The organism is Streptomyces sp. NPDC059668 (assembly GCF_042734135.1).
GTDB lineage: Bacteria > Actinomycetota > Actinomycetes > Streptomycetales > Streptomycetaceae > Streptomyces.
Genome location: NZ_JBHWEL010000017.1, coordinates 114812 through 134839 on the forward strand (window position 1 = coordinate 114812; position 20028 = coordinate 134839).

At 73.8% G+C, this 20028-nt stretch carries 16 protein-coding genes; 5 read left to right on the forward strand and 11 right to left on the reverse strand.

Features of this window, described 5'->3' with window-relative positions:
* Window positions 1-18 precede the first annotated feature (18 nt).
* Both ACFV2J_RS15615 and ACFV2J_RS15620 read right to left on the reverse strand, forming a co-directional pair.
* Entirely contained in the window at window positions 19-828 is an 810-nt protein-coding gene (locus tag ACFV2J_RS15615; RefSeq protein WP_385439076.1) for a TNT domain-containing protein, read from the reverse strand.
* A 305-nt stretch (window positions 829-1133) separates the two neighbouring features.
* Window positions 1134-1757 (reverse strand): PAS domain S-box protein, encoded by a 624-nt coding sequence (locus ACFV2J_RS15620; RefSeq protein WP_385095736.1) that lies wholly within the window; start codon window positions 1755-1757, stop codon window positions 1134-1136.
* A 152-nt stretch (window positions 1758-1909) separates the two neighbouring features.
* Here ACFV2J_RS15620 and ACFV2J_RS15625 point away from each other — a divergent pair, with 152 nt between their 5' ends.
* The gene (locus ACFV2J_RS15625; RefSeq protein ID WP_385095733.1) at window positions 1910-5158 is read left to right on the forward strand and encodes a cytochrome P450; all 3249 of its coding nucleotides are present in this window, start codon (window positions 1910-1912) and stop codon (window positions 5156-5158) included.
* Between the two features lie 330 nt (window positions 5159-5488).
* On the opposite strand, the gene ACFV2J_RS15630 is transcribed toward ACFV2J_RS15625, so the two are convergent.
* The 5 genes from ACFV2J_RS15630 to ACFV2J_RS15650 all read right to left on the reverse strand — a co-directional run bounded on the left by ACFV2J_RS15630 (window position 5489) and on the right by ACFV2J_RS15650 (window position 11430).
* Window positions 5489-7219 (reverse strand): RecQ family ATP-dependent DNA helicase, encoded by a 1731-nt coding sequence (locus ACFV2J_RS15630; protein ID WP_385097732.1) that lies wholly within the window; start codon window positions 7217-7219, stop codon window positions 5489-5491.
* Between the two features lie 185 nt (window positions 7220-7404).
* Complete coding sequence (locus tag ACFV2J_RS15635; RefSeq protein ID WP_385439082.1) at window positions 7405-8217, reverse strand: ABC transporter ATP-binding protein; 813 nt, start codon at window positions 8215-8217, stop codon at window positions 7405-7407.
* Window positions 8214-9305, reverse strand: a complete 1092-nt coding sequence (locus ACFV2J_RS15640) for a FecCD family ABC transporter permease (RefSeq protein WP_385098228.1) — start codon at window positions 9303-9305, stop codon at window positions 8214-8216. The genes ACFV2J_RS15635 and ACFV2J_RS15640 overlap by 4 nt, the downstream gene beginning before the upstream one ends.
* A 23-nt stretch (window positions 9306-9328) precedes the next feature.
* A complete protein-coding gene (locus ACFV2J_RS15645) occupies window positions 9329-10339 on the reverse strand; it encodes a FecCD family ABC transporter permease (protein WP_385439087.1) in 1011 nt (336 codons plus the stop codon).
* Window positions 10340-10374: 35 nt separating this feature from the next.
* Window positions 10375-11430, reverse strand: coding sequence for an ABC transporter substrate-binding protein (locus ACFV2J_RS15650; protein WP_385091954.1), 1056 nt, complete (start codon window positions 11428-11430; stop codon window positions 10375-10377).
* Between the two features lie 290 nt (window positions 11431-11720).
* Between ACFV2J_RS15650 and ACFV2J_RS15655 the strand changes: the two genes are divergently transcribed.
* Entirely contained in the window at window positions 11721-12263 is a 543-nt protein-coding gene (locus ACFV2J_RS15655) for a TIGR00730 family Rossman fold protein (protein WP_385091960.1), read from the forward strand.
* 273 nt (window positions 12264-12536) lie between these two features.
* On the opposite strand, the gene ACFV2J_RS15660 is transcribed toward ACFV2J_RS15655, so the two are convergent.
* The gene (locus tag ACFV2J_RS15660; protein WP_385091951.1) at window positions 12537-13994 is read right to left on the reverse strand and encodes a PLP-dependent aminotransferase family protein; all 1458 of its coding nucleotides are present in this window, start codon (window positions 13992-13994) and stop codon (window positions 12537-12539) included.
* A gap of 130 nt (window positions 13995-14124) precedes the next feature.
* Here ACFV2J_RS15660 and ACFV2J_RS15665 point away from each other — a divergent pair, with 130 nt between their 5' ends.
* Window positions 14125-15042, forward strand: a complete 918-nt coding sequence (locus ACFV2J_RS15665; protein WP_385439091.1) for an MIP/aquaporin family protein — start codon at window positions 14125-14127, stop codon at window positions 15040-15042.
* A 7-nt stretch (window positions 15043-15049) separates the two neighbouring features.
* The gene (locus ACFV2J_RS15670) at window positions 15050-15922 is read left to right on the forward strand and encodes an NAD-dependent epimerase/dehydratase family protein (RefSeq protein WP_385091945.1); all 873 of its coding nucleotides are present in this window, start codon (window positions 15050-15052) and stop codon (window positions 15920-15922) included.
* Between the two features lie 37 nt (window positions 15923-15959).
* Here ACFV2J_RS15670 and ACFV2J_RS15675 read toward each other — a convergent pair whose 3' ends face one another.
* The gene (locus ACFV2J_RS15675) at window positions 15960-16202 is read right to left on the reverse strand and encodes a hypothetical protein (protein ID WP_385091942.1); all 243 of its coding nucleotides are present in this window, start codon (window positions 16200-16202) and stop codon (window positions 15960-15962) included.
* Window positions 16203-16632: 430 nt separating this feature from the next.
* Between ACFV2J_RS15675 and ACFV2J_RS15680 the strand changes: the two genes are divergently transcribed.
* Entirely contained in the window at window positions 16633-17640 is a 1008-nt protein-coding gene (locus ACFV2J_RS15680) for a hypothetical protein (RefSeq protein ID WP_385439094.1), read from the forward strand.
* A gap of 78 nt (window positions 17641-17718) precedes the next feature.
* Here the strand turns inward: ACFV2J_RS15680 and ACFV2J_RS15685 are convergent, their stop codons facing one another.
* Both ACFV2J_RS15685 and ACFV2J_RS15690 read right to left on the reverse strand, forming a co-directional pair.
* Window positions 17719-18411, reverse strand: coding sequence for a hypothetical protein (locus tag ACFV2J_RS15685; RefSeq protein ID WP_385091936.1), 693 nt, complete (start codon window positions 18409-18411; stop codon window positions 17719-17721).
* Window positions 18408-19652, reverse strand: coding sequence for a 2-isopropylmalate synthase (locus ACFV2J_RS15690; protein WP_385091933.1), 1245 nt, complete (start codon window positions 19650-19652; stop codon window positions 18408-18410). Before ACFV2J_RS15690 ends, ACFV2J_RS15685 begins: the two co-directional genes overlap by 4 nt.
* Between the last annotated feature and the right edge of the window lie 376 nt (window positions 19653-20028).

The following is a 20028-nucleotide window of genomic DNA, read 5'->3' on the forward strand; positions in this document are numbered from 1 at the left end:
GGTGGCCCGAGGGCGGGACTAGTACCTGTTGACCCGTGCCAGGGTGCCGTTGCGCACCAGGTCGCCCACCGTGGTCCGCGGGATGCCGGGACAGAACTGGCTCGACGTCACGTACTGGACGCCGAGGCCCGGCTGCTCGAACCCGGGGGCGGTCTTCCCCGCGCACACCGTCACGCTCTTGCGCACCTTGTACACGTGGTAGTCGTACGGGTAGCGCGGGTCCATGGTGTTGAGGCTCGACGGCGGGATCGACCGCTTCCCGTACTTGGTGCCCACGGGGGCGAGGAACCGGCCCGCCTCGGCGCCGAAACGGTCCACCTTCTGGCCCACGCGGAGCTTGTAGGGAGCGGCGAGCACCGTCTGGTTCCTGTGCGTGTAACCGTCGTCCGGCGGGTAACGCCAGTCGCCCTGGCCCGAGTCGGCGGAGGGGTCCCACCACCGGTCCAGGAAGCGCACGGCCGTGAGGCCGCCGAGCCGGTCGTACCTGTACAGGATGTGTCCCAGGGCTCCCTGGGTCGGCAGCCAACGGGGGCCCAGCCGCCAGTCACCGCAGAAGAAGTACGGGCGCAGCGCGGGTACGAGGGGAGCGGGCACCAGCCCCCTGCACACCCGCGGCTGGACCGACCCGCCGAGTACGGCCTTCCGCTGGGCGGAGGAACCCGCCGACGCGGGCGCCGGGTTGACGGGCCAGGCGTGCGTGCCGGCACCGGGACGGCCGCCGTCCCTGTCCGCGGGCACCGCGGACGACGAGACGGAGGCGCCCATCACCAGGGAACCGGCCAGGCCTCCCACCGCCGCCAGACTCGCACACCAATGTGACGATCTCACCAAACCTCCTGCGGGAACGGGTGTCCGGAGCACACCGCCGCGCACCCTGGGAGGGCGTCGTGGGGCCTACCGGAATGTCGGGACTCACACAAGCCAAAGCGGTCCGACCGAGCGAGCGGACGTGCCGAAGCGCGTCCGAACGGGTCCGGGCTTCATCCCGTTGCTTCATCCATGCCGACCCGTCCGGCTCTACGGAGCCGTGCGGGAGCGGCAAGTCCGCTCCCGCACCGGCCGGTGCGGGCGGAGGCGGGACGATCCGGTCCAGGGGCGGTGGGGCCGGGCGGCAGCTCCCCGCGCCGCACACCTCAGGGCACGGGGACGGCGGTGGGGGGCCACACCCCCGGCGCCAGCACGCCGAGCACGTAGGCGCGGGCGACCAGTTCCGTACGGTTGGCGGCTCCCCAGCGCTCGGACAGGCGCCGCAGGTGGTAGTTGACGCCGTCCACGGTCAGGCCCGTGTCCCGGGCGGCCCGCGCCGTGGTCGCGCCCCCCGCGAGCAGTTCCAGCACACGCGCCTCGGCCGTGGAGGCCCACCGCCCGGGCGGCCGCCGTGCGTCGGGGCACTCGCCGAGCACCCGTACCGTCACCAGCAGCGCGGTGCTCGCCTCCGTGGAGTCGCTGACCGGGTCCGCGGTCAGTTCACCGGCGCGCCGGGTGCCGTCGGCCGCGTCCCAGCGCACCGCCACCGGATAGCGCGAGCGATGGCGCAGTCGCAGTGCCTGCGCGATCCGCTCGATCTGGAGGGGCTCCTGCGGGCGGAAGAGTTCCAGCACGTCTCGTCCCCGCAGACCGCTCGGCGTAGGGCCCCACTCCGTCGCCATCGCGGGATTGGCCAGGACGATGGCCCCGTACACGTCGCAGACCGCGACCGGCATCGGGATGCGGTCGAACAGGGTCATCGCCCGGTTGCGCCACACCACCGCGTCCATCCGCGCCTCCTGCCATCCCGGTCGGGCCGTGGCAAGCACCTCGCGGCCCCGGTGACTACACAATCATGCAGTGATCCGGTGCGGTCGCGCCGGGTGCCGGGACCAAGCTGGACGGGCAGGACCTCCGTACCGCGAAAGGCAGTTGTCGCGCCATGCCCCCCACCGCGCACCCGCAGCCCACCGAGCCGCAGCCCACCGACCGGCAGGCCGCCGACCTGTGGCCCACGGATTCCCCCTCCGGCGTACCGGTCGTCGACATCTCCGAGTTCGGCCCCGGCCGTACCCCGCTCCAGCAGATGATGGGCCTGATGCGCCGTCATGGTCCCGTGCTCGTACGGCGGTTGCACGGCCGGGACGCGCTGTTCGTGAGCGACCTGGACCTGGTCACCGACCTGGCGGACGAGACGCGCTTCGCCAAGGCGGTCGGGCCCGCGCTGGAGAACGTCCGGGAGTTCGCCGCCGACGGCCTCTTCACCGCGTACAACGACGAGCCGAACTGGGCCAAGGCGCACGACATCCTGATGCCCGCCTTCGCGCTCGGCTCGATGCGCACCTACCACCCCGTGATGCTGCGCGTGGCACGCCGGCTGATCGAGTCCTGGGACCGCGGAGCCCGCGACGGGCGGCCCGTGAACGTCCCCGACGACATGACCCGGATGACGCTCGACACCATCGGACTCGCCGGGTTCGGCTACGACTTCGGCTCCTTCGGCCGCGACGAACCGCACCCCTTCGTGGAGTCCATGGTCCGCTGTCTGGAGTGGAGCATGAACCGGCTGAGCAGGACACCGGGCAGCGACCACGCGGCGGCGGACGCGGCGTTCCGCACGGACGCGGACCACCTCGCGCGGGTCGTCGACGACGTGATCGCCGCCCGGGTCGCCGCCGGACGGGGCACGACCGGGCGCGACGAGGCCGACGATCTCCTCGGGCTGATGCTCACCGCCGAGCACCCGGCCGACGGCACCACGCTCGACACCGCCAACATCCGCAACCAGGTGATCACCTTCCTGATCGCCGGACACGAGACCACCTCCGGCGCGATGTCCTTCGCGCTCCACCACCTGACCAAGCACCCCGCCGTGCTCCACCTCGTACAACGTGAGGCCGACGCGCTCTGGGGCGACACGGCGGACCCCGAGCCCACGTTCGACGAGATCGGGCGCCTCACCTACACCCGACAGGTCCTGAACGAGGCGCTGCGGCTGTGGCCGACCGCCGCCGCGTTCAGCCGGCACGCCCGCGAGGACACGCTGCTCGGCGGCCGCATCCCGGTGCGGGCCGGTCAGCCGGTCACCGTGTTGGCGCCGATGCTGCACCGTCAACCGGTGTGGGGCGACAACCCCGAGCTGTTCGACCCCGACCGGTTCACCCCGGAGGCGGAGGCCACGCGCCCACCGCACGCCTTCAAGCCGTTCGGCACCGGTGAACGCGCCTGCATCGGGCGGCAGTTCGCGCTGCACGAGGCGACCATGCTGCTGGCCATGCTCGTCCACCGTTACCGGCTGCACGACCACGCCGACTACGCGCTGACGGTCAAGGAGACGCTCACCCTCAAGCCCGACGGATTCACCCTCGCCCTCACCCCGCGCACCGCAGCGGACCGCGTCCACCCGCCACTGCCCGGCGTCATCCCGACCCCCGGACGGACCCCGGCCGACGCACGGTCCCTGCCCGCCCGGGTGCACCCCGGCACCCGCGTTCTCTTCCTGCACGGCAGCAACTACGGCACCTGCCGCGAGTTCGCCGCCTCGCTCGCCGAGGAGGCCGCCGCGATCGGCTGCGCGACCGAGGTGGCACCCCTGGACGCGTACGCCGGCGGCCTGCCCACCGACCGGGCCGTCGTCATCACCGCCGCGTCCTACAACGGCCGGCCCACCGACGACGCCACCGCCTTCGAGGCCTGGCTCCAGGCGGATCCGCAGGCCGCCGGAGTGACGTACGCCGTCCTCGGTGTCGGCGACCGCAACTGGGCCGCCACCTACCAGCACGTTCCCACACGCATCGACGAACGCCTCGCGGAACGCGGCGGCACCCGGCTCCTGGAGCGCACGGCGGCCGACGCCTCGGGCGACCTCACCGGCACGGTCCGCGCCTTCACCGCCCGGCTGCGCACCGCCCTCCTGGAGCGCCACGGCGACCCGCGCGCCACACCCCCCACGGACGCGGCGGAGCCCACGACGGCGTACGAGGTCCGCGCCTTGACCGGCGGCCCGCTGGACGCCCTCGCCGCACGCCACGGCCTGGTCCCCATGACCGTCACCGACGCGTACGACCTCACCGCGCCCGGGTACCCGCGCACCAAGCGCTTCGTCCGCCTGGCCCTGCCGGAGGGCACCTCCTACCGCAGCGGAGACCACCTCACGGTGCTCCCCGTCAACGACCCGGTCCTCGTCGCGCGGACCGCCACCGCCCTCGGCCTCGACCTGGACACGCTCCTCGACATCCGGGCCGGCCGCACCCACCGCGACGGCCCGGTGGTGGACCGTCCCGTGACGGCCCGTCATCTCCTCACCCACCAGGTCGAGTTGCAGACGCGTCCGACCGCCCGCCAGCTGTCCGCCCTCGCCGCGGCCAACCCGTGCCCGCCGGAACGCGCCGCTCTCGCGGCCCTCGCCGCGGCCTCCGGGACACCGGCGGCCGACCCCCGGACCCTGACCGAGGTGATCGAGGCACACCCCGCCCTGCGCGGCGCGCTCGGCTGGCCCGCGCTGCTCGACCTCCTCACCCCGCTGCGCCCCCGCTCCTACTCGGTCTCCTCCTCGCCGGTCACGGATCCGGCCCATGCCGACCTGATGGTCTCCCTGCTGGAGGCGCCGGCACGCTCGGGCGGGGGCACGTACACAGGGGTCGGCTCCGGCTACCTGAACGCCGTCAAGCCCGGCGACACCGTGCTCGCCCGTGTCCAGCCGTGCCGGGAGGCCTTCCGGATCGACGGCTCGGCACCGGCCGTCATGATCGCGGCGGGCACCGGACTCGCCCCGTTCCGTGCGGCCGTCGCCGACCGCCTCGCCCGGCTGGGGGCGGGCGAACAGCTTCCGCCCGCGCTCTGCTACTTCGGCTGCGACGCCCCGGACGCCGACTATCTGCACGCCGGGGAGCTCCGGGCCGCCGAGGCCGCCGGAGCGGTCTCCCTGCGCCCGGCCTTCAGCACGGCCCCCGCCGGGGGCGCCGGCTTCGTGCAGCACCGGATCGCCGCCGAGGCGGACGAGGTGTGGGACCTGCTGGAGTCCGGGGCCCGGGTGTACGTGTGCGGCGACGGCTCACGCATGGCACCGGGCGTGCGGAGCGCCTTCCGGGCCCTGTACGCGGAGCGGGCCCCCGGCGAGGACGCGGAACGCTGGCTCGACGGCCTGATCACCCAGGGGCGTTACGTCGAGGACGTGTACACGGCCCGGTAGACACGTCGTCCGCCGGACGCCGAACGCCCTTCGATGTGGGGGTGGTGGCCGCGCGAGGCGGTCACCACCGGCTTCCGGCACGACGCGGGTCCGGAGAGCGGGCGGGCACCTGGTGCCGGAACGCCGCGGCACCTTCGTGGCGCGCATCCCGCGCCGCGGCCGTCCGGGGCGGGACGCAGACCTCCGGGCGGCCCCGGACGGCGCCGGAGGCCGGCGGCGGGGTACGCGGCGCGAGCAGGCCGGTCCCCTCGGTGAGGGTCTCCGGCGACGGCGCGAAGCACCAGGTGATCCCGCCCGGTTCACATGACCTTCGACGACACCGGGACGGCGTCAGCTCCTCGGCTCGGCGGACGGCACCGGCGTCAGCAGACCTCGTGCCCGGACGGCGGGGAGGGACAGGGTGCGATAACCCACGCTCTCGAACAGCACCGTGATCCTGTTCCCCTCCTCGCTCATCACCTCGCCCTCGCCCCACGCGGTGTGTCCCACCCGCGTTCCGGGCGGATAGGCGCCGTCGGCCGCCACGGGTCCGAGCGGGGCGGGGCCGGTACCGGAAAGGATGTCTCCGGTCCGGACGGGGGCCTCCTTCACCTCCTGTGTACGGGCGCACGTGTCGCAGCCCGCGCAGCCGCCCTCTGCCAGTGCCTCGCCGAAGTACCCGAGCATGTGGCGCCGGCGACAGCCGTTCGTCTCCGCGTACGCCCGCATCATCTCCACCCGGGAACGCTCCAGATCGACACGGGAGGCGGCGATCCGCATCGCCTCGCGGACGCAGACGTCCCGCCGCGCCCCGGGCACCGCCCGAACGCCGCCGCGTTTGCGCGTCGTCACGGCTCCGGCCTCCTCCAGCAGGTGCAGCATCGACGTCAGCGGCGTCTGGGACAGCCCGGTACGTTCGCGCAGCCCGGTCGCCGTGACCGGTTCCGGATGCTCGCGCACCGCGTCGATCAGCCCGCCCAGCGCCTCCGGGTCGGGGTGCGCGCCCGTCCGGAACCGCTGCACGCCTAGGTCCTCGGGCCGGTACGCGAGGATCGCCTTCGACGGTTTTCCGTCGCGGCCCGCCCGTCCGATCTCCTGGTAGTAGGTGTCGAGGGAACCCGGCACCGACGCGTGCAGCACGAAGCGGATGTCCGGCTTGTCGATGCCCATCCCGAACGCGGAAGTGGCGACGACCACGTCGAGTCCGCCCTCCTGGAAGCGGTCATGGGTCCGGGAGCGCTCAGCCGCCGGCAGCCCCGCGTGGTAGGCGGCGCTGTCGAATCCGAGCGCCGACAGTTCCTGCGCGTACTCCTCGGCCTCCCGCCGCGTTCCCGCGTAGACGATGCCCGGTTTGGCCTCGGCCGCCGCCCGTTCCACCACCCACCGCCGCTTCCCCGCGTTCTCCCGGTGCCGTACGACCTCCAGCGTGATGTTGCGGCGGTCGAACCCCGCGACCACCTCGTACGCGTCGCGCATGCCGAGCCGCTCCACGATGTCCGCCCGTACGGGGGCCGCCGCGCTCGCGGTGAGGGCGAGGAGCGGGGGCCGGCCGATGCGTTCGCGGACATGGCCCAGGGAGAGGTAGTCGGGCCGGAAGTCGTATCCCCACGAGGACACGCAGTGCGCCTCGTCGACCACCATCAGCGCGGGAGCGGCCGCGGCGATCTGCTCCACCACCTCGTCCTTCGCGAGCTGCTCGGGCGAGACGAACAGGAAGTCCAGGCCGCCTTCGCGTACGCGCTCCCAGACGGCCTCGTTGTCCCGTGCGCGCTGCGCGGAGTTGACGGCGAAGGCGCCGGACCCCTCGATACGGGCGAGATGGGCGACCTGGTCCCGCTGGAGCGCGATCAGGGGCGAGACCACGACGATCGGCCCCTCCAGCAGCACACCCGGCACCTGGTACACGGCCGACTTCCCCGCACCCGTCGGCATCACCACGATGGTGTCGCGCCCCGCCATCACGGCTGTCATGGCGTCGAGTTGCGACGGACGCAGGCTCTCCCAGCCGAACACCTCACGGGCGCAGCGGCGCAGGCGTCGCCTGAGTGACCTGGTCCTGAAGTATCCGACCTTGACACGCATGGCACTCCTGACGCCGCTCTCCAGTGGTGTTCGGCGCCCGTGTACCCCCGGCGGGACGAAAAACGGGCCGCTCGCGGGGGAGTTGCCGTTCCGTGTCCTCGGGCACGACGGGCCGGCGTCCGCCGGACGGCGCGTTGGCTGACGGCGGCAGCGGCCGTGCCCCCGCCGCGCGGCCGGTCCGTTGGTCAGCGCGCCCGCGCCTCCCACACCCGGGCGGGGACCACGAGCGGCCCGCCGGTGACCGGGTCGGGGACGACGACACAGGAGAGACCGAAGACGTCCTGGACCAGTTCGGCGGTGACGACCTCGGCCGGCGGGCCCTGGGCGACGACGCGGCCCGCTTTCATGGCCACGAGGTGATCGGCGTAGCGGGCGGCCTGGTTGAGGTCGTGGAGGACGGCGACGACGGTGCGGCCGCGCTCGTGGTTGAGCCTGCGGACGAGGTCGAGGACCTCCACCTGGTGCGCGATGTCCAGGTACGTCGTCGGCTCGTCGAGGAGCAGCAGATCCGTGTCCTGGGCCAGGGCCAGGGCGATCCACACCCGCTGCCGCTGGCCCCCGGACAGTTCGTCCACCGGCCGGTCGTGGAGGTCGGCCGTGTCGGTGCGTTCCAGCGCGTCGGTGACGGCCCGCTCGTCGGCCTCCGACCACTGCTGCCACCACCTCTGGTGCGGCTGGCGGCCGCGGGCGACGAGGTCGGCGACGGTGATGCCGTCCGGCGGGGTGGGGGACTGCGGCAGGACCCCGATGGTCCGCGCGATCTGGCGGGCGGGGACCCGGGCGAGCTCGGCGCCGTCCAGCAGGACGGCACCCCCGCGCGGTTTCAGGAGGCGGCCCAGCGCCCGCAGGACCGTGGACTTGCCGCAGGCGTTCGGACCGACGACGACCGTGACCCGGCCGTCGGGTATCTCCAGGTCCAGCCCCTCGACGACGGTGCGGTCCTCGTAGGCCAGGGTCAGGTCGTGGGCCGACAGGCGGCTGACGGGCGGACGGCTCATGAGGAGATGCCTCCGGTACGGCTGCGGGTACGGACGATGAGCCACATCAGGTACGGGGCGCCCACCGCGGCGGTGAGAACGCCGACGGGCAGCTCGATCGGGGAGAACAGACGGCGGGCCAGCAGGTCCGCGACCACGACGACCAGCGCGCCGGCCAACGCCGAGGACAGCAGCGGGATCTGCGCCGTGCGCGTGAGCCGGCGCGCGATCTGCGGGGCGAGCAGCGCGACGAAGTCGACCGGTCCCGCGGCGCCGGTCGCCACCGACGCGAGGACGACGCCGAACGCGGTCAGACCGAGACGGACCCGGTCCAGACGCACACCGAGGGCGGTGGCCGTGTCGTCGTCGAAGGACGCGCCGCGCTGGGCGCGCGCCGCCCACAGCGCCACCGGGACGCCGATCAGCAGCACGAGCGCGAGGGGGCGCGCCTCCTCGTAGCCGCGGCCGTTGAGGGACCCGGTCAGCCACACCTTGGCCTGCTGGGCCACCAGATAGTCGCCCTTGGTGAGGAACAGCTGCGTCAGCGAGCCGAGCGCGACCGACACGCCGATGCCGACCAGCACGAAGCGTGAGGAGTTGAGCCCGCCCCGCCACGCGAAGGCGTACACCAGCAGGGCCGCCGCGACACCGCCGGCGACGGAGACGTACGGCAGCGCGCCCTGGCCGACGGCGCCGAAGCTCATCGCGGCGACGGTCGCCGCGCCCGCGCCGTGCGTGACGCCGATGACGTCGGGACTGGCCAGCGGATTGCGCGCGACGGTCTGCACCAGCGCGCCCGCCACGCCGAACGCGGCCCCCGCCAGCAGCCCGACGACCAGTCGCGGCAGGCGCAGGGTGCCCACCACCAGCTCGTCGGGGCTCGGCCGTCCCAACAGCACGCGGACGACCTCCTCCGGTGCGACGAAGGACTCGCCGACGCACAGGTAGGCCACCACCGCGCAGGCGAGCAGTGCCGCGAGCGCCGTCGCGACCACGACCGCCCTGCGGTGCACGAGGAAGCTGGCGCGTCCCCCGCGCAGGACGGCGTACCCGGCGGGACGTACGGCCGCCCGGCCTCCGACGGTCCCGGTGCGCTTCACGGGGCTCATGGGGTGTGCCCGGTCCGCGGGGCTCACGCGGGCACCACCGCGCGGCGCCGCACCAGCGCGATCAGGAACGGCACGCCGATCAGGGCGGTCATGACGGCCACCGGTACCTCCGAGGGCGGGAAGACGATACGGCCGAGCACGTCCGAACCGAGGATCATCACCGGCCCGAGGAGCCCGGCCACCGGCAGCACCCAGCGGTGCGCGGTGCCGACCAGGGCGCGGGCGATGTGCGGAACGGCGAGGCCGGTGAAGGCGATCGGGCCGACGGCGGCCACCGCCGCTCCCGTCAGCACGGTCGCCCCCAGCGCGCCGAGCACGCGCAGCAGACCGACGTTGTGGCCGAGGCCCTTGGCGGCGTCGTCGCCGAGCGCGAGGGCGTCGAGTCCCCGGGCCGTCGCCGCGACCAGGACAAGACCACCCAGCAGGAACGGCCAGATCTGGCCGATGACCTCGGTGCCGCGCCCGCTGAGGGAACCGACCTGCCAGAAGCGGAACTCGTCCAGGGCACGGGCGTCGGTGGTGGCGATCCCGGACACGAGCGAGGCGAGGAAGGCGTTCATGGCCGCGCCCGCGAGCGCGAGCTTGACCGGTGAGGCGCCGCCCCGGCCGCCGCTGGCGACGGCGTACACACCGACCGCCGCCAGCGCCGCGCCCGCGAACGCGAACCACACGTAGCCGTCGAGCGTGTGCACGCCGCAGAACGCGATCGCGCACACCACGCCCACCGACGCGCCCTGGCTGACACCGAGGATGCCCGGTTCCGCGATGGGGTTGCGGGTGACGCCCTGCATCACCGTCCCGGCGAGCGCGAGCGCGGCGCCCGCCAGCACGCCGATGACGGTGCGCGGCACCCGCAACGACCGCACCACCTGGGCGTCGTCGCCGGTGCCGCCGTGCAGCAGCGCCCGCACCACCTCGCCCGGTGCGATCTGACGGCTGCCCACGGCGAGGCTCAGCAGGACGGCGGCCAGCAGCATCGCCGTACAGGCCAGCAGCAGGGCGGTCCGGCGGCGGGTGGGATCGGGTGGCGACATGCGCCGCGCTCGCTCTCTGTTCTCGGACTCTGTTCTCAGGCCGTCAGGTACTTCTGGAGGTCGTCGAGCACCGCGTTCGCGGCGGTGACGCCGAGCCCCAGGTACCAGGTCTCGTCGGGCACGTCGTGGGCGTGGCCGTCCTTGACCGCCTTCAGGTTCTTCCACAGCGGGTTGGCTTGCGCCTTGCTCTTGTCCGTGGCCTTGGCGTCGCCGTAGACGCCGGTGAAGATCCAGTCGGCGTCGGCCTGGTCGATGTTCTCCGGGCTGATCTCCGCCGCCAGGTCCGCGATGTCCTGGTTCTTCGGGCGGGGGATGCCGGTGTCCTTGAGGATCGTGCCGATGAAGGAGTCGTTGGCGTAGAGCCGGATGACGCCGTCGGGCAGGTAACGGACCATCGACACGGTCGGCTTGTGGGTGCCGAGCTTGTCGCCGAGGGCCTTCGCACGCTTCTCGTACGCGGCGAGGTTCGCCTCGGCCCGCGCCGTCCTGTCCAGCGCGGCCGCGTTGAGGAGGTAGTTCTGCTTCCACGTGAAGCCGGGGCGGATCGAGAAGACGGTCGGCGCGATCTTCGACAGCTCGTCGTAGGAGGAGGCCGCGCGCAGCTGGCTGCCCAGGATCAGGTCCGGCTTGAGCGCCGCGATCGCCTCCAGGTTGAGGCTGTTGATGGTGCCGATGTTCTTCGGGTCGCCCGCGTCCTTCTTCAGGTACGACGGCAGCTCCGGCGAGCCTTCGGTCGGGGCCAGGCCGACCGGCTTCACACCGAGGGAGACAACGTTATCGAGCTCGCCGACGTCGAGCACGACCACGCGCTCGGGGCGCGCCTTGATCTCGGTGCTGCCCATCGCGTGCTTGACCGTGCGCGGCCACTGGCCCGCCTTGGCGTCCGTGCCCAGGGCGGCCGTCTTCTCCGCCGCGTCCGCGAAGTCCTTGCCGCCCTTCGCCACCGACTTGGAGTCCTTCGCGCCCGACCCGGCCCGCGCGGAGGCGCTGCCGTTCCCGTTCCCGGAGGAGTCACCGCCGCACGCCGCGAGCGACAGCGCGGCGGCGACGGCGAGAGCGACTGCGGCTGTGCCGCGGCGCCGAAGAGACATGTGACGGGCTCCTAGCTGTGATGCACGTGCGAATTATTAGGCGAGCCTAACCTTATGAGAAACCTGTGTGAAGCATGCAAGCGGGGGTGCGGGAGCCGGCCCGCGCACCCGGGAAGCCGCCGGTCCGCAGGCCACCGCGGCGCCCGGACGGCCGCGCGCACCCCGTCGCACCGCCCTGCCGCGGCGGACCCGACAGCGGATTGGTCCCGTCCGTCACCCGGGAATTGGCCCCATCGCCGGGGCGTCCGGTGCATAGGGTCAGGGCCATGACGGCAGCAGCTCCCACCACGATGAACGTCTGTGTCTTCCTCTCCGCCGCGGACCTCGACGAGCGCTACACCCGGCCGGCCCGCGAGCTGGCGGAACTGCTCGGCAAGGGCGGTCACACCCTGGTGTGGGGCGGCTCCGACACCGGCCTGATGAAGGTCGTCGCCGACGGCGTGCGGGAGACCGGAGGGCGGCTGGTGGGGGTGTCGGTCGCCTTCCTGCGCGAGTGGGCCCGGCGGGACGCCGACGAGATGGTGTTCGCCGACGATCTCGCCGAACGCAAGGCCCTGCTGCTGGCCCGCGCGGACGCGGTGGTCGTGATGGCGGGCGGCCTGGGCACCCTGGACGAGGTGACCGAGGTCCTGGAGCTGAGGAAGCACGGCCTGCACGACAAGCCCGTGGTGCTGATGAACACGGCCGGGTTCTACGACGGTCTGACGCTCCAGCTCCGCCGGATGGAGAAGGAGGGATTCCTGCCGGTGCCCCTGAGCGCTTTGCTCCTTGTCGCCGACGCGGCCGCCGACGTCTTCGCCCACCTGGAGGAATCCGTCGTCGCGCGACGATGAGCAGACGGCGACGGCGACGGCGACGGGGACGGCGACGGGGACGGCGACGGGGACGGGGACGGGGACGGGGACGGCGACGGTGACGGCCCGGCCCGCGGACCCCGACCGCTCGGGGCGGCCCGCGGCAGTCCACCCAACGACGAGGTCGGTCAAGGCCGTTCAGGGCCGTTCACGGTCATCCATGGCACTGCCCGGCGATGGACCGCATCGCGTCGCCGTACGCGCGACACGTGAAGATGCGTCGTGCACGCGTGGAGACGCGTCGCGACAGGTCTAGGGCATCACCCCGCACAGGATGTCCAGCGCGCCCTTCCACGCGCTGTCCGGGGGCGCCGCGTAGTTCACGACGAGCGCGTCCTGGCGGGGCAGCCGCCGGCCGGACTCCGGTGTCTCGTAGCGGAACTCGGCGAGCCCGCTGACCGCGAGGCCCCGCCGCGCCGCCTCCCGCGTCACCGACTGCTCCGTTCCGCTGGGGAGTTCGACGACCGCCTGCAGCCCGGCGGCCATGCCCCGCACGTGGACGTGGGGGGCCCTGTGGGCCAGGGCCGTGACCAGTTGCTCGCGGCGGCGCCGGTAGTGCAGACGCATCGCGCGCACATGACGGTCGTAGGCGCCCGACGTCAGGAACTCGGCGAGCGTGAGCTGTTCGAGCGCGCTCGACATGTAGTCGCCGTACCCCTTGGCCGCGACGATCTCCGGGACCAGTTCCGGCGGCAGGACCATCCAGCCCAACCGCACCCCGGGCGCCAGTGACTTGCTCACCGAGCCGAAGTACACCACCCGGTCCGGGCCGAGGCCCTGGAGGGCGCCCACCGGTTGACGGTCGTATCTGAACTCCCCGTCGTAGTCGTCCTCCAGGATCAGCCCGCCCGTGCGCCGCGCCCACTCGACAGCCGCCGTGCGCCGGTCCGGTCGCAGCGCGACCCCCGTCGGGTACTGGTGGGCGGGGGTCATCAGGACCGCGCCGATGCCCTCCATCCGCTCCAAGTCGTCGGTCAGCGCGCCGTGTTCGTCGACGAGGAGGGACGGCGTGCGCAGGCCGGCCTCGGTCAGCAGGTCGCGATAGAGGTCGAGTCCGTACGACTCGACGGCCACCGCCCGTACCCGCCGTGCCCCGAGCGCGCGTGCCATCAGCGCGAGGCCGTGGTGGAAGCCGGAGCAGACGACGATCCTCTCCGGATCGGCGAACACCCCGCGGGCCCGCGCCAGATAGTCCGCGAGGGCGGTGCGCAGACGGATCTGGCCGAGGGCGTCGCCGTAGCCGAAGGCGTCGTGCGGTGCCGCGGTCAGGGCGCGGCGGGCGGCGGTGAGCCACTGCGCGCGGGGGAAGTTGGCGAGGTCCGGCGACCCGGGACGCAGGCCGTACGCAGGACCCTTCCGGGCCGGTCGCGCGCGAGGGGCGGCGGTCTCGGCGCGGCTCGGCTCGGCCCGCTCCGCCACCCGGGTCCCGGAGCCTTGCCGGGCGGTGAGCCAGCCCTCCGCGACGAGTTCGGCGTAGGCGTCGGTGACGGTGTTGCGGGAGACACCGAGATCGGCGGCGAGCGAGCGGGTCGGTGGCAGCCGGGTGCCGGGCGCCAGCCGCCCCGTACGCACGGCTTCACGGAGCGCGTTCGTGAGACCGGCGCGCAGTCCGCGGCCGCGCGGTTCCAGATCCAGATGGAGGTCGGTGCCGGGGTCCGCGCCGGGTCCGGAGGGCGAGCCGGGCCCCGAATTGGTCTGGGAATCAGTCACGGGAATGGACCCTACTCCAGTGCCATTGGAGGGCTAGCGTTGCAGTCGTGAACACGAACGAAACGCATGAGAACCACATCAATCGAAACAAACGTGGCGATCCGTGAAAACGGTACGCGTGAAGGAGATCATGATGAGTACCGATCCCTCCCTCGCGCGGCGGCTCCCGCCGGCCCGTGCCGTCGACGAGTTCGTGCTCGCCACCGTCCTGCTCTTCGTCGCGGTGACGGCCGTACGGTGGCTGCGCGACCCGGGTTCCGCGTTCTGCGTCGCCGACCTCGACACCGCGATCACCGTCATCGGTGCCTTCAGCGGGACCGTCCTCACCCTGCTCATCCTGACCCCGCAGGGCAGGCGCAGCGGGGGACACATGAATCCCGCCGTGACGGTCTCCCTGTGGCTGATGGGCGCCTTCCCGGGACGCGGCGTCCTGCCCTACGTGCTGGCCCAGCTCGCCGGTTCCGCCGCGGGGACAGGGCTCGCACGTCTCGTGTGGGGGCGTCCGGTCACCCTCCCGTCGGTGGACTACGCCGCGATCCGGCCCGCGCCCGGCTGGCCGTCCTCGTCCGTCTTTCTCGCCGAGGCGGGAGGCATGGCGGCCATCGTCCTCGTGGTCGGGTTCCTCCTGGCCCACACCCGCCTCGCGCGTCTTCTGCCGTACGCCATCGGACTGTCCGTCGCGCTGGTGATCACACTCCTCGGCACCCGCAGCGGGGGCTCGGCCAACCCGGCCCGCCAGTTCGGGCCCGCCGTACTCGCCGGCCGGACGGAGGACCTGTGGATCTATCTGGTGGCACCGGTCCTGGGAGCCGCGCTGGGCGCCTGGCTCGACCGCCTCCTCGGCAGGCTCCGGGTCCGGCTCGGGCTCCGGTCCCGGCTTCCGGCAGGTGCGACGCGGGTGGCGGCGAGCACCGACCCGTCGAACGAGGACGGTGTCCCCGCCCTCGCCATGGAGAGGCACGCCGCCCTGCGCGTGTCGGACCGGGCGACCGTCCCCGCCTCAACCGTGTCCGTACAAGATGAAAACCCTGACGACCGAAAGGACTGATTCGTCCATGAACATCCTCGTAGCCGGTGCGACCGGCGCGGTGGGCCGACTTCTCGTCCCCCTGCTGCTGAAAGAAGGACATCAGGTCACGGGAGTCTCCCGCACCCCCGAAGGGGCCGAGCGAGTACGACGGCAGGGCGCGTCCGCCGTCCAGGCGGACGCGTTCGACAGGGACGGCCTGCGACGGGTGATGGCCGCGACCGCCCCGGACGCGGTGATCCACCAGCTCACCGCCCTGTCGGACGCCGACGGGGAGACGACCAACCGGCTGCGCCGCGAGGGCACGCGCAATCTCGTGGACGCGGCCAGGGCCGCCGGAGTGGAACGGATCGTCGCCCAGTCGATCTCCTGGGCGTACGTACCGGGAGAGACCCCGGCCGACGAGACCGAACCGCTGGACATCGGCGCGGCCGAGCCCCGAGGAGGGATGGTGGACGGCATCCGGGCACTGGAGGAGACCGTGGCCGAGATGGGGACCGGAGTGGCACTGCGCTACGGCATCCTGTACGGCCCCGGCACCTGGTACGCACCGGGTGGCGCCGTGGCCGCGGCCCTGGCCGGCGACCCGGACGCGCGTCTTCTCGCCAACCTGGAGGCGGATCGCTCGGTGACCTCGTTCGTGCACGTCGCCGACGCCGCAAGGGCCACCGTGGCCGCCCTCGACTGGCCGTCCGGGCCGGTCAACATCGTGGACGACGAGCCTGCGGAGGGCCGTCACTGGCTGCCGGTCCTGGCCGCCGCCCTCGGCGTGCCCGCACCCGAGACGCGGACAGGACGGCAGAACGGAGCGAGGGGCGCCTCCAACGAACGGGCCCGCTCGATGGGATGGGAACCCGAGCGCACGTCGTGGCGGTACGGCTTCGCCGCACAGGATGTCTGACACACCGGACCGACGCACGGGGGACGGCACGCGGGTGTCACCCGGGGCGAACCGGTGACGCCCGAGGCGCCGGACCGCCGTGCTCTCCACCACCCACCGCCCGGGTGAGCGCACGCGCCGCCTCGTCGAAGCGGTACAGATCCCGCGGCGCCTCGCCGTGACACAGCAGGGCCTCGGCGAGCGCGGGCCGGCCGCCCGGCCGCTGTGCGACCGCGAGGGCCCGCGTCGCCGGGTCCAGGGCCGCCGTCACCGCTCCGGAGTTGCGGCACGCGTACGACACCTGCAACAGCCCGGACCCGGCGCGGGTCGTCGTCGAGGGCGTCGGCGGCCTCCGCCGCCGCGTGCCAGAGGGGCGCCGGGTCGACGTGATCCTCCGGGCGGTTCAGCAGCGGGCCCACCGCGCGGGCGAGCGCCCACGCGGGCCCGTACGGAGACCACGCCGATGAGCGCCGGCACCCGCTCCCGCCGTATCGCATGCCCCCGTCCGCCGCTCGCCACCGGCCCGCGTCCCCCGGTGGGTGCGTCTGCCCCGTGATCCGGGCCCACGGCCACACCGGACAGTAAAGCGGGGCGCCCCGCCTGGCGGCAGGGCCGGGCCAACTCCACTTCGGCGGCGTTCGGTTCACCCCGTTCCCGGGGCACGCCGGCGGGCAGCGGCGCGGATCCGCGATCGGCCTCCGGGGCCGGCGGGCCCCGGTACGGTTCGTCCGGTGAACGTGAACGTGAACATGGACGCTGACGTGGACGGGTGGGAGTCGGGGCACCGGGCCGCGTACGGCTGCGGGGCGTGGGAGCGGGCCTGCCATCAGGGGGGCGTGCTGGTCGCCTGGCACGAGGAGCAGGAGCGCGGCTTCGGCGCCCCGGCATCCCGGGGGTTCCGCGCGCCTCTCGGTCCGCGTGCCAAGTGGCCCTGGGGAAGCGGCCCGCACACCGTGGCCCTGTTGCTCTGGCGGACCGCCCACGACGCCGGGATCCTGGTCGACGAGGTTCTCCTGGCCGACACCCTGCGTCATTGCGACCCCGCGGCCGTGCCCCTGGCGGCCGGCCCCCTGCCCGACGCCGCCAGGAAGGGCGGCGTCGGGGTCGGCAGCGCCGAGGCGGTGGCCGGGGTCGGGCACGTACTGCGGGCACACATCGAGGCCGAACTCCCCGGACCCCGCGCCGCCGGAGTGCGGTTGACGCTCGGCTACCGGGTCCGGGAAGTGCTGGCGACACCCGACTGGGACCGGGGCGACTGGTCTGCGGCCCTCGTCCTGGCACGTCAGGCCATGGGGCGGGCGGACGACCTCCGGGAGCGGGGGGCGTGGCAGCCCACCGCCCGTGAGCGGTCCACCTGGGCGCGCGTCGGTCCGGACCGGAAACCGGACGACGAACGCGCCGCCCCCGGAGGCCGGGTGTCGGGCCTCCTGACGCGGGCCGCACGCCTGGTCGCCCTCGCCGACGCGCTGTCCACCGACGCCGACACACTCCCGCGCGACAGCCACGGAGGCCCCGGCCCGCTGGCACAGGTGCTCGTGACCACGGCCCGTGCGTGCGACGCACTGCGGACGAGCGCGGACGAGCTGGGGCGACTGTGGGCGGCCGGCCCGCGGGAGCCCGCGGACCCGTCCTCCTGGGAACTGGCCCACGTACCGGACGCGTTGCGGATCCAGACCGAGGAGACGGAAGACCTGCTGCGGGCGGTCGACGTCTTCCTGTGGGTCCTCACCTGTAGCTGACCGGCACAGGCGCGCCGCCACGGGCCGTCGCGGCCGGCCCGTACCCGGTCACCGCCGTCGGCTGTCCACGGGCACGCGTCAAGGCGCCCTGTGCCCACCTCGGTCGGTGGCGCGCAGGTGGCGCAGGTAGGCGGCGGGGTCGGGGTGCTTCGCGTCCTGCGCGCCGGAGCGGTGCAGTTCCAGGCGGCCGTCCGGGTGCAGACGGAGGGTGGTGGTCGCCGCGCGAGGCGGGGAGCCCGGGATGTCCGGGGTGGTGCCGGCAAGCGCGGCCGGGTCGAGGACGGGAACACCCTCGGGGAACATGGCGCGAGCCTGGACCGCGGTCGGCGCCGGTGGCCGGCCGGTGCGGTTGGCGCTGCTGACGTACAGGACGGGGTGCTCGTCCAGGACCGCCCGCAGGGGGCTCCAGCGGGCGCCGAACAGCAGGGTCCAGCCGTCCTGGGTGGCCGGGTCCAGCCAGCCGGGTGGCGTGTGGTCGTGGCGCAGCGGGGCCAGCACCGTGACACGTTCGTCGGCCAGCAGCCGGCGGGCGGCCGCGGCCGCGTGCGGTGCCAGGTCGAGTGCCCGCAGGACGAGGTCGGTGGTGCGCGGGTGATGGGTCCACAGGGCGACGGGCTGGTCGACGGGCCGGCCCTTGGCCCGGTTGACCGCGTGCGCCGTGGTCGCGGCGACGACGAAGGTCAGGGGTGCGGGATTGGGCAGTACGGCGGCCCGGCCCAGGGACAGGCTCGCGCGTACGGCGTCGACGTCGGCGTTCCGCGGCGCGGTCATCGCGGGGTTCGGGCGGTGGGGACGGTCAGGCCGGCTAGGTGGTCGCTGAAGTCCCCCTCGTCGATCACCGCGTGTCCCTGCCGATAGGCGTGTGACTTCACCCAGGCGAGCGCGGTGCGTGTCCGGTCCGGGTCTAGCCGGTGTCCCAGCCGCGCGGCGACGGCCGTGATCACCCGGGCGCTCGCGAGATGGGTGAGGACCACGCGGGGCTCGATGCCGAGGAGCGCGCGGGGGTCGTAGGGCTCGAACAGACGGGGATGGACGAACGGGGTGCCGGTGGAGATGGTGCCGACGCCGTCCCCCACGATCGGTGTGGTCACACCCAGCGGCGCGCCGGTCTCCGCGGCCACCATGCGGGCGATGCCGGGCAGCAGGGTCAGGTCGGGCGCGGTCCACCACGGGGCGCGGCCGTCGCCCAGGAGTTCACGGGTGCGGTCGGGGCGGTAGGCGAGCAGGAACAGGAGCTGTTCGGTGGCGACCATACCGCTGCGCTCGGCGATGCCCAGCCAGGACGAGGACAGGATCCGGACGCCGGCCCGCAGCGCCTGAAGGGTGTTGGCCAGAGCGAGGCCGAGGTCGTTGTGCAGGTGCGAGGCCAGCACCACGTCGTCGCCCGCACGGCGGCGTACGGCGGTGAACATGGCCGCCGCGTCCTGCGGCAGTTGGTCGCCGACCGTGTCCGCCAGCACCACCACCCCGGCGCCGGCCTCGGTCATCCGCGCGGCGTGCTCGCCGGTCAGGGCGTGATCGGCCCGGGAGGCGTCGGCCAGACACACATCGACGGCCACCTCGTCGTCGGTGTCCCTGGCCTGCGCGACCAGCGAAGCGCCGGCGGTCAACGCCCGCTCGGCGGAGCCGTGGGTCATCACCTGGGCCATGGCCTCGGACGCGGGCACGATGACCATGATCCTGGCGTGCGCGCTGCCCCGGACCGCGGCCAGGGCCTGGCGTACGTCACCGGCGGTGCCCCGGCACACCGCGGACACGCTCACCGTCCCCCCGGCCTCCACCGCCACCTGCCGGACGGCTTCGAACTCCTCCGCGCACACGGCGGGGAACCCGGCGGCGAACACCACGTGCCGGGGGCCGTCCGCCCCGAAGATCCGCCCCTGGGCACAGGCCAGACGCACCCGGAAGTCGGCCGTCATCAGGGTTTTGGCCTGCGCCCCGTCCCGCGGAGACTCCTCCCACAGCACCACCCGACCCGCCCGCGCGGACTCGCGCACCCCGTCGACCGCCACCGTCACACCCTTCGCTCACGGACCGTGCACGGCGGGCCCGTCACGCCCCCGGAGAACGATCACCCGGAGCGGGTTCCTGCCGCAGGCACAGCGGGGGAGTTTCACACGATCGGGTAAGGACGGCCCTCGGAACGGTTGGGCCGCGCGAGGGGATTCCGTCGGACGCGGCATCTCCGTCGTGACGTGTACGAGCCCCCGGGCCCGACTCGTCATCCCGCTGCCCGATCCGCCCGATCCGACCCGCCCAGACTCGACCCGCCCAGACTCGACCAGACTCGACCCGACCCGACCCGACCCGACCCGACCCGACCCGACCCGACCCGACCCGACCCGACCCGACCCGACCCGACCCGACCCGACCCGACCCGACCCGACC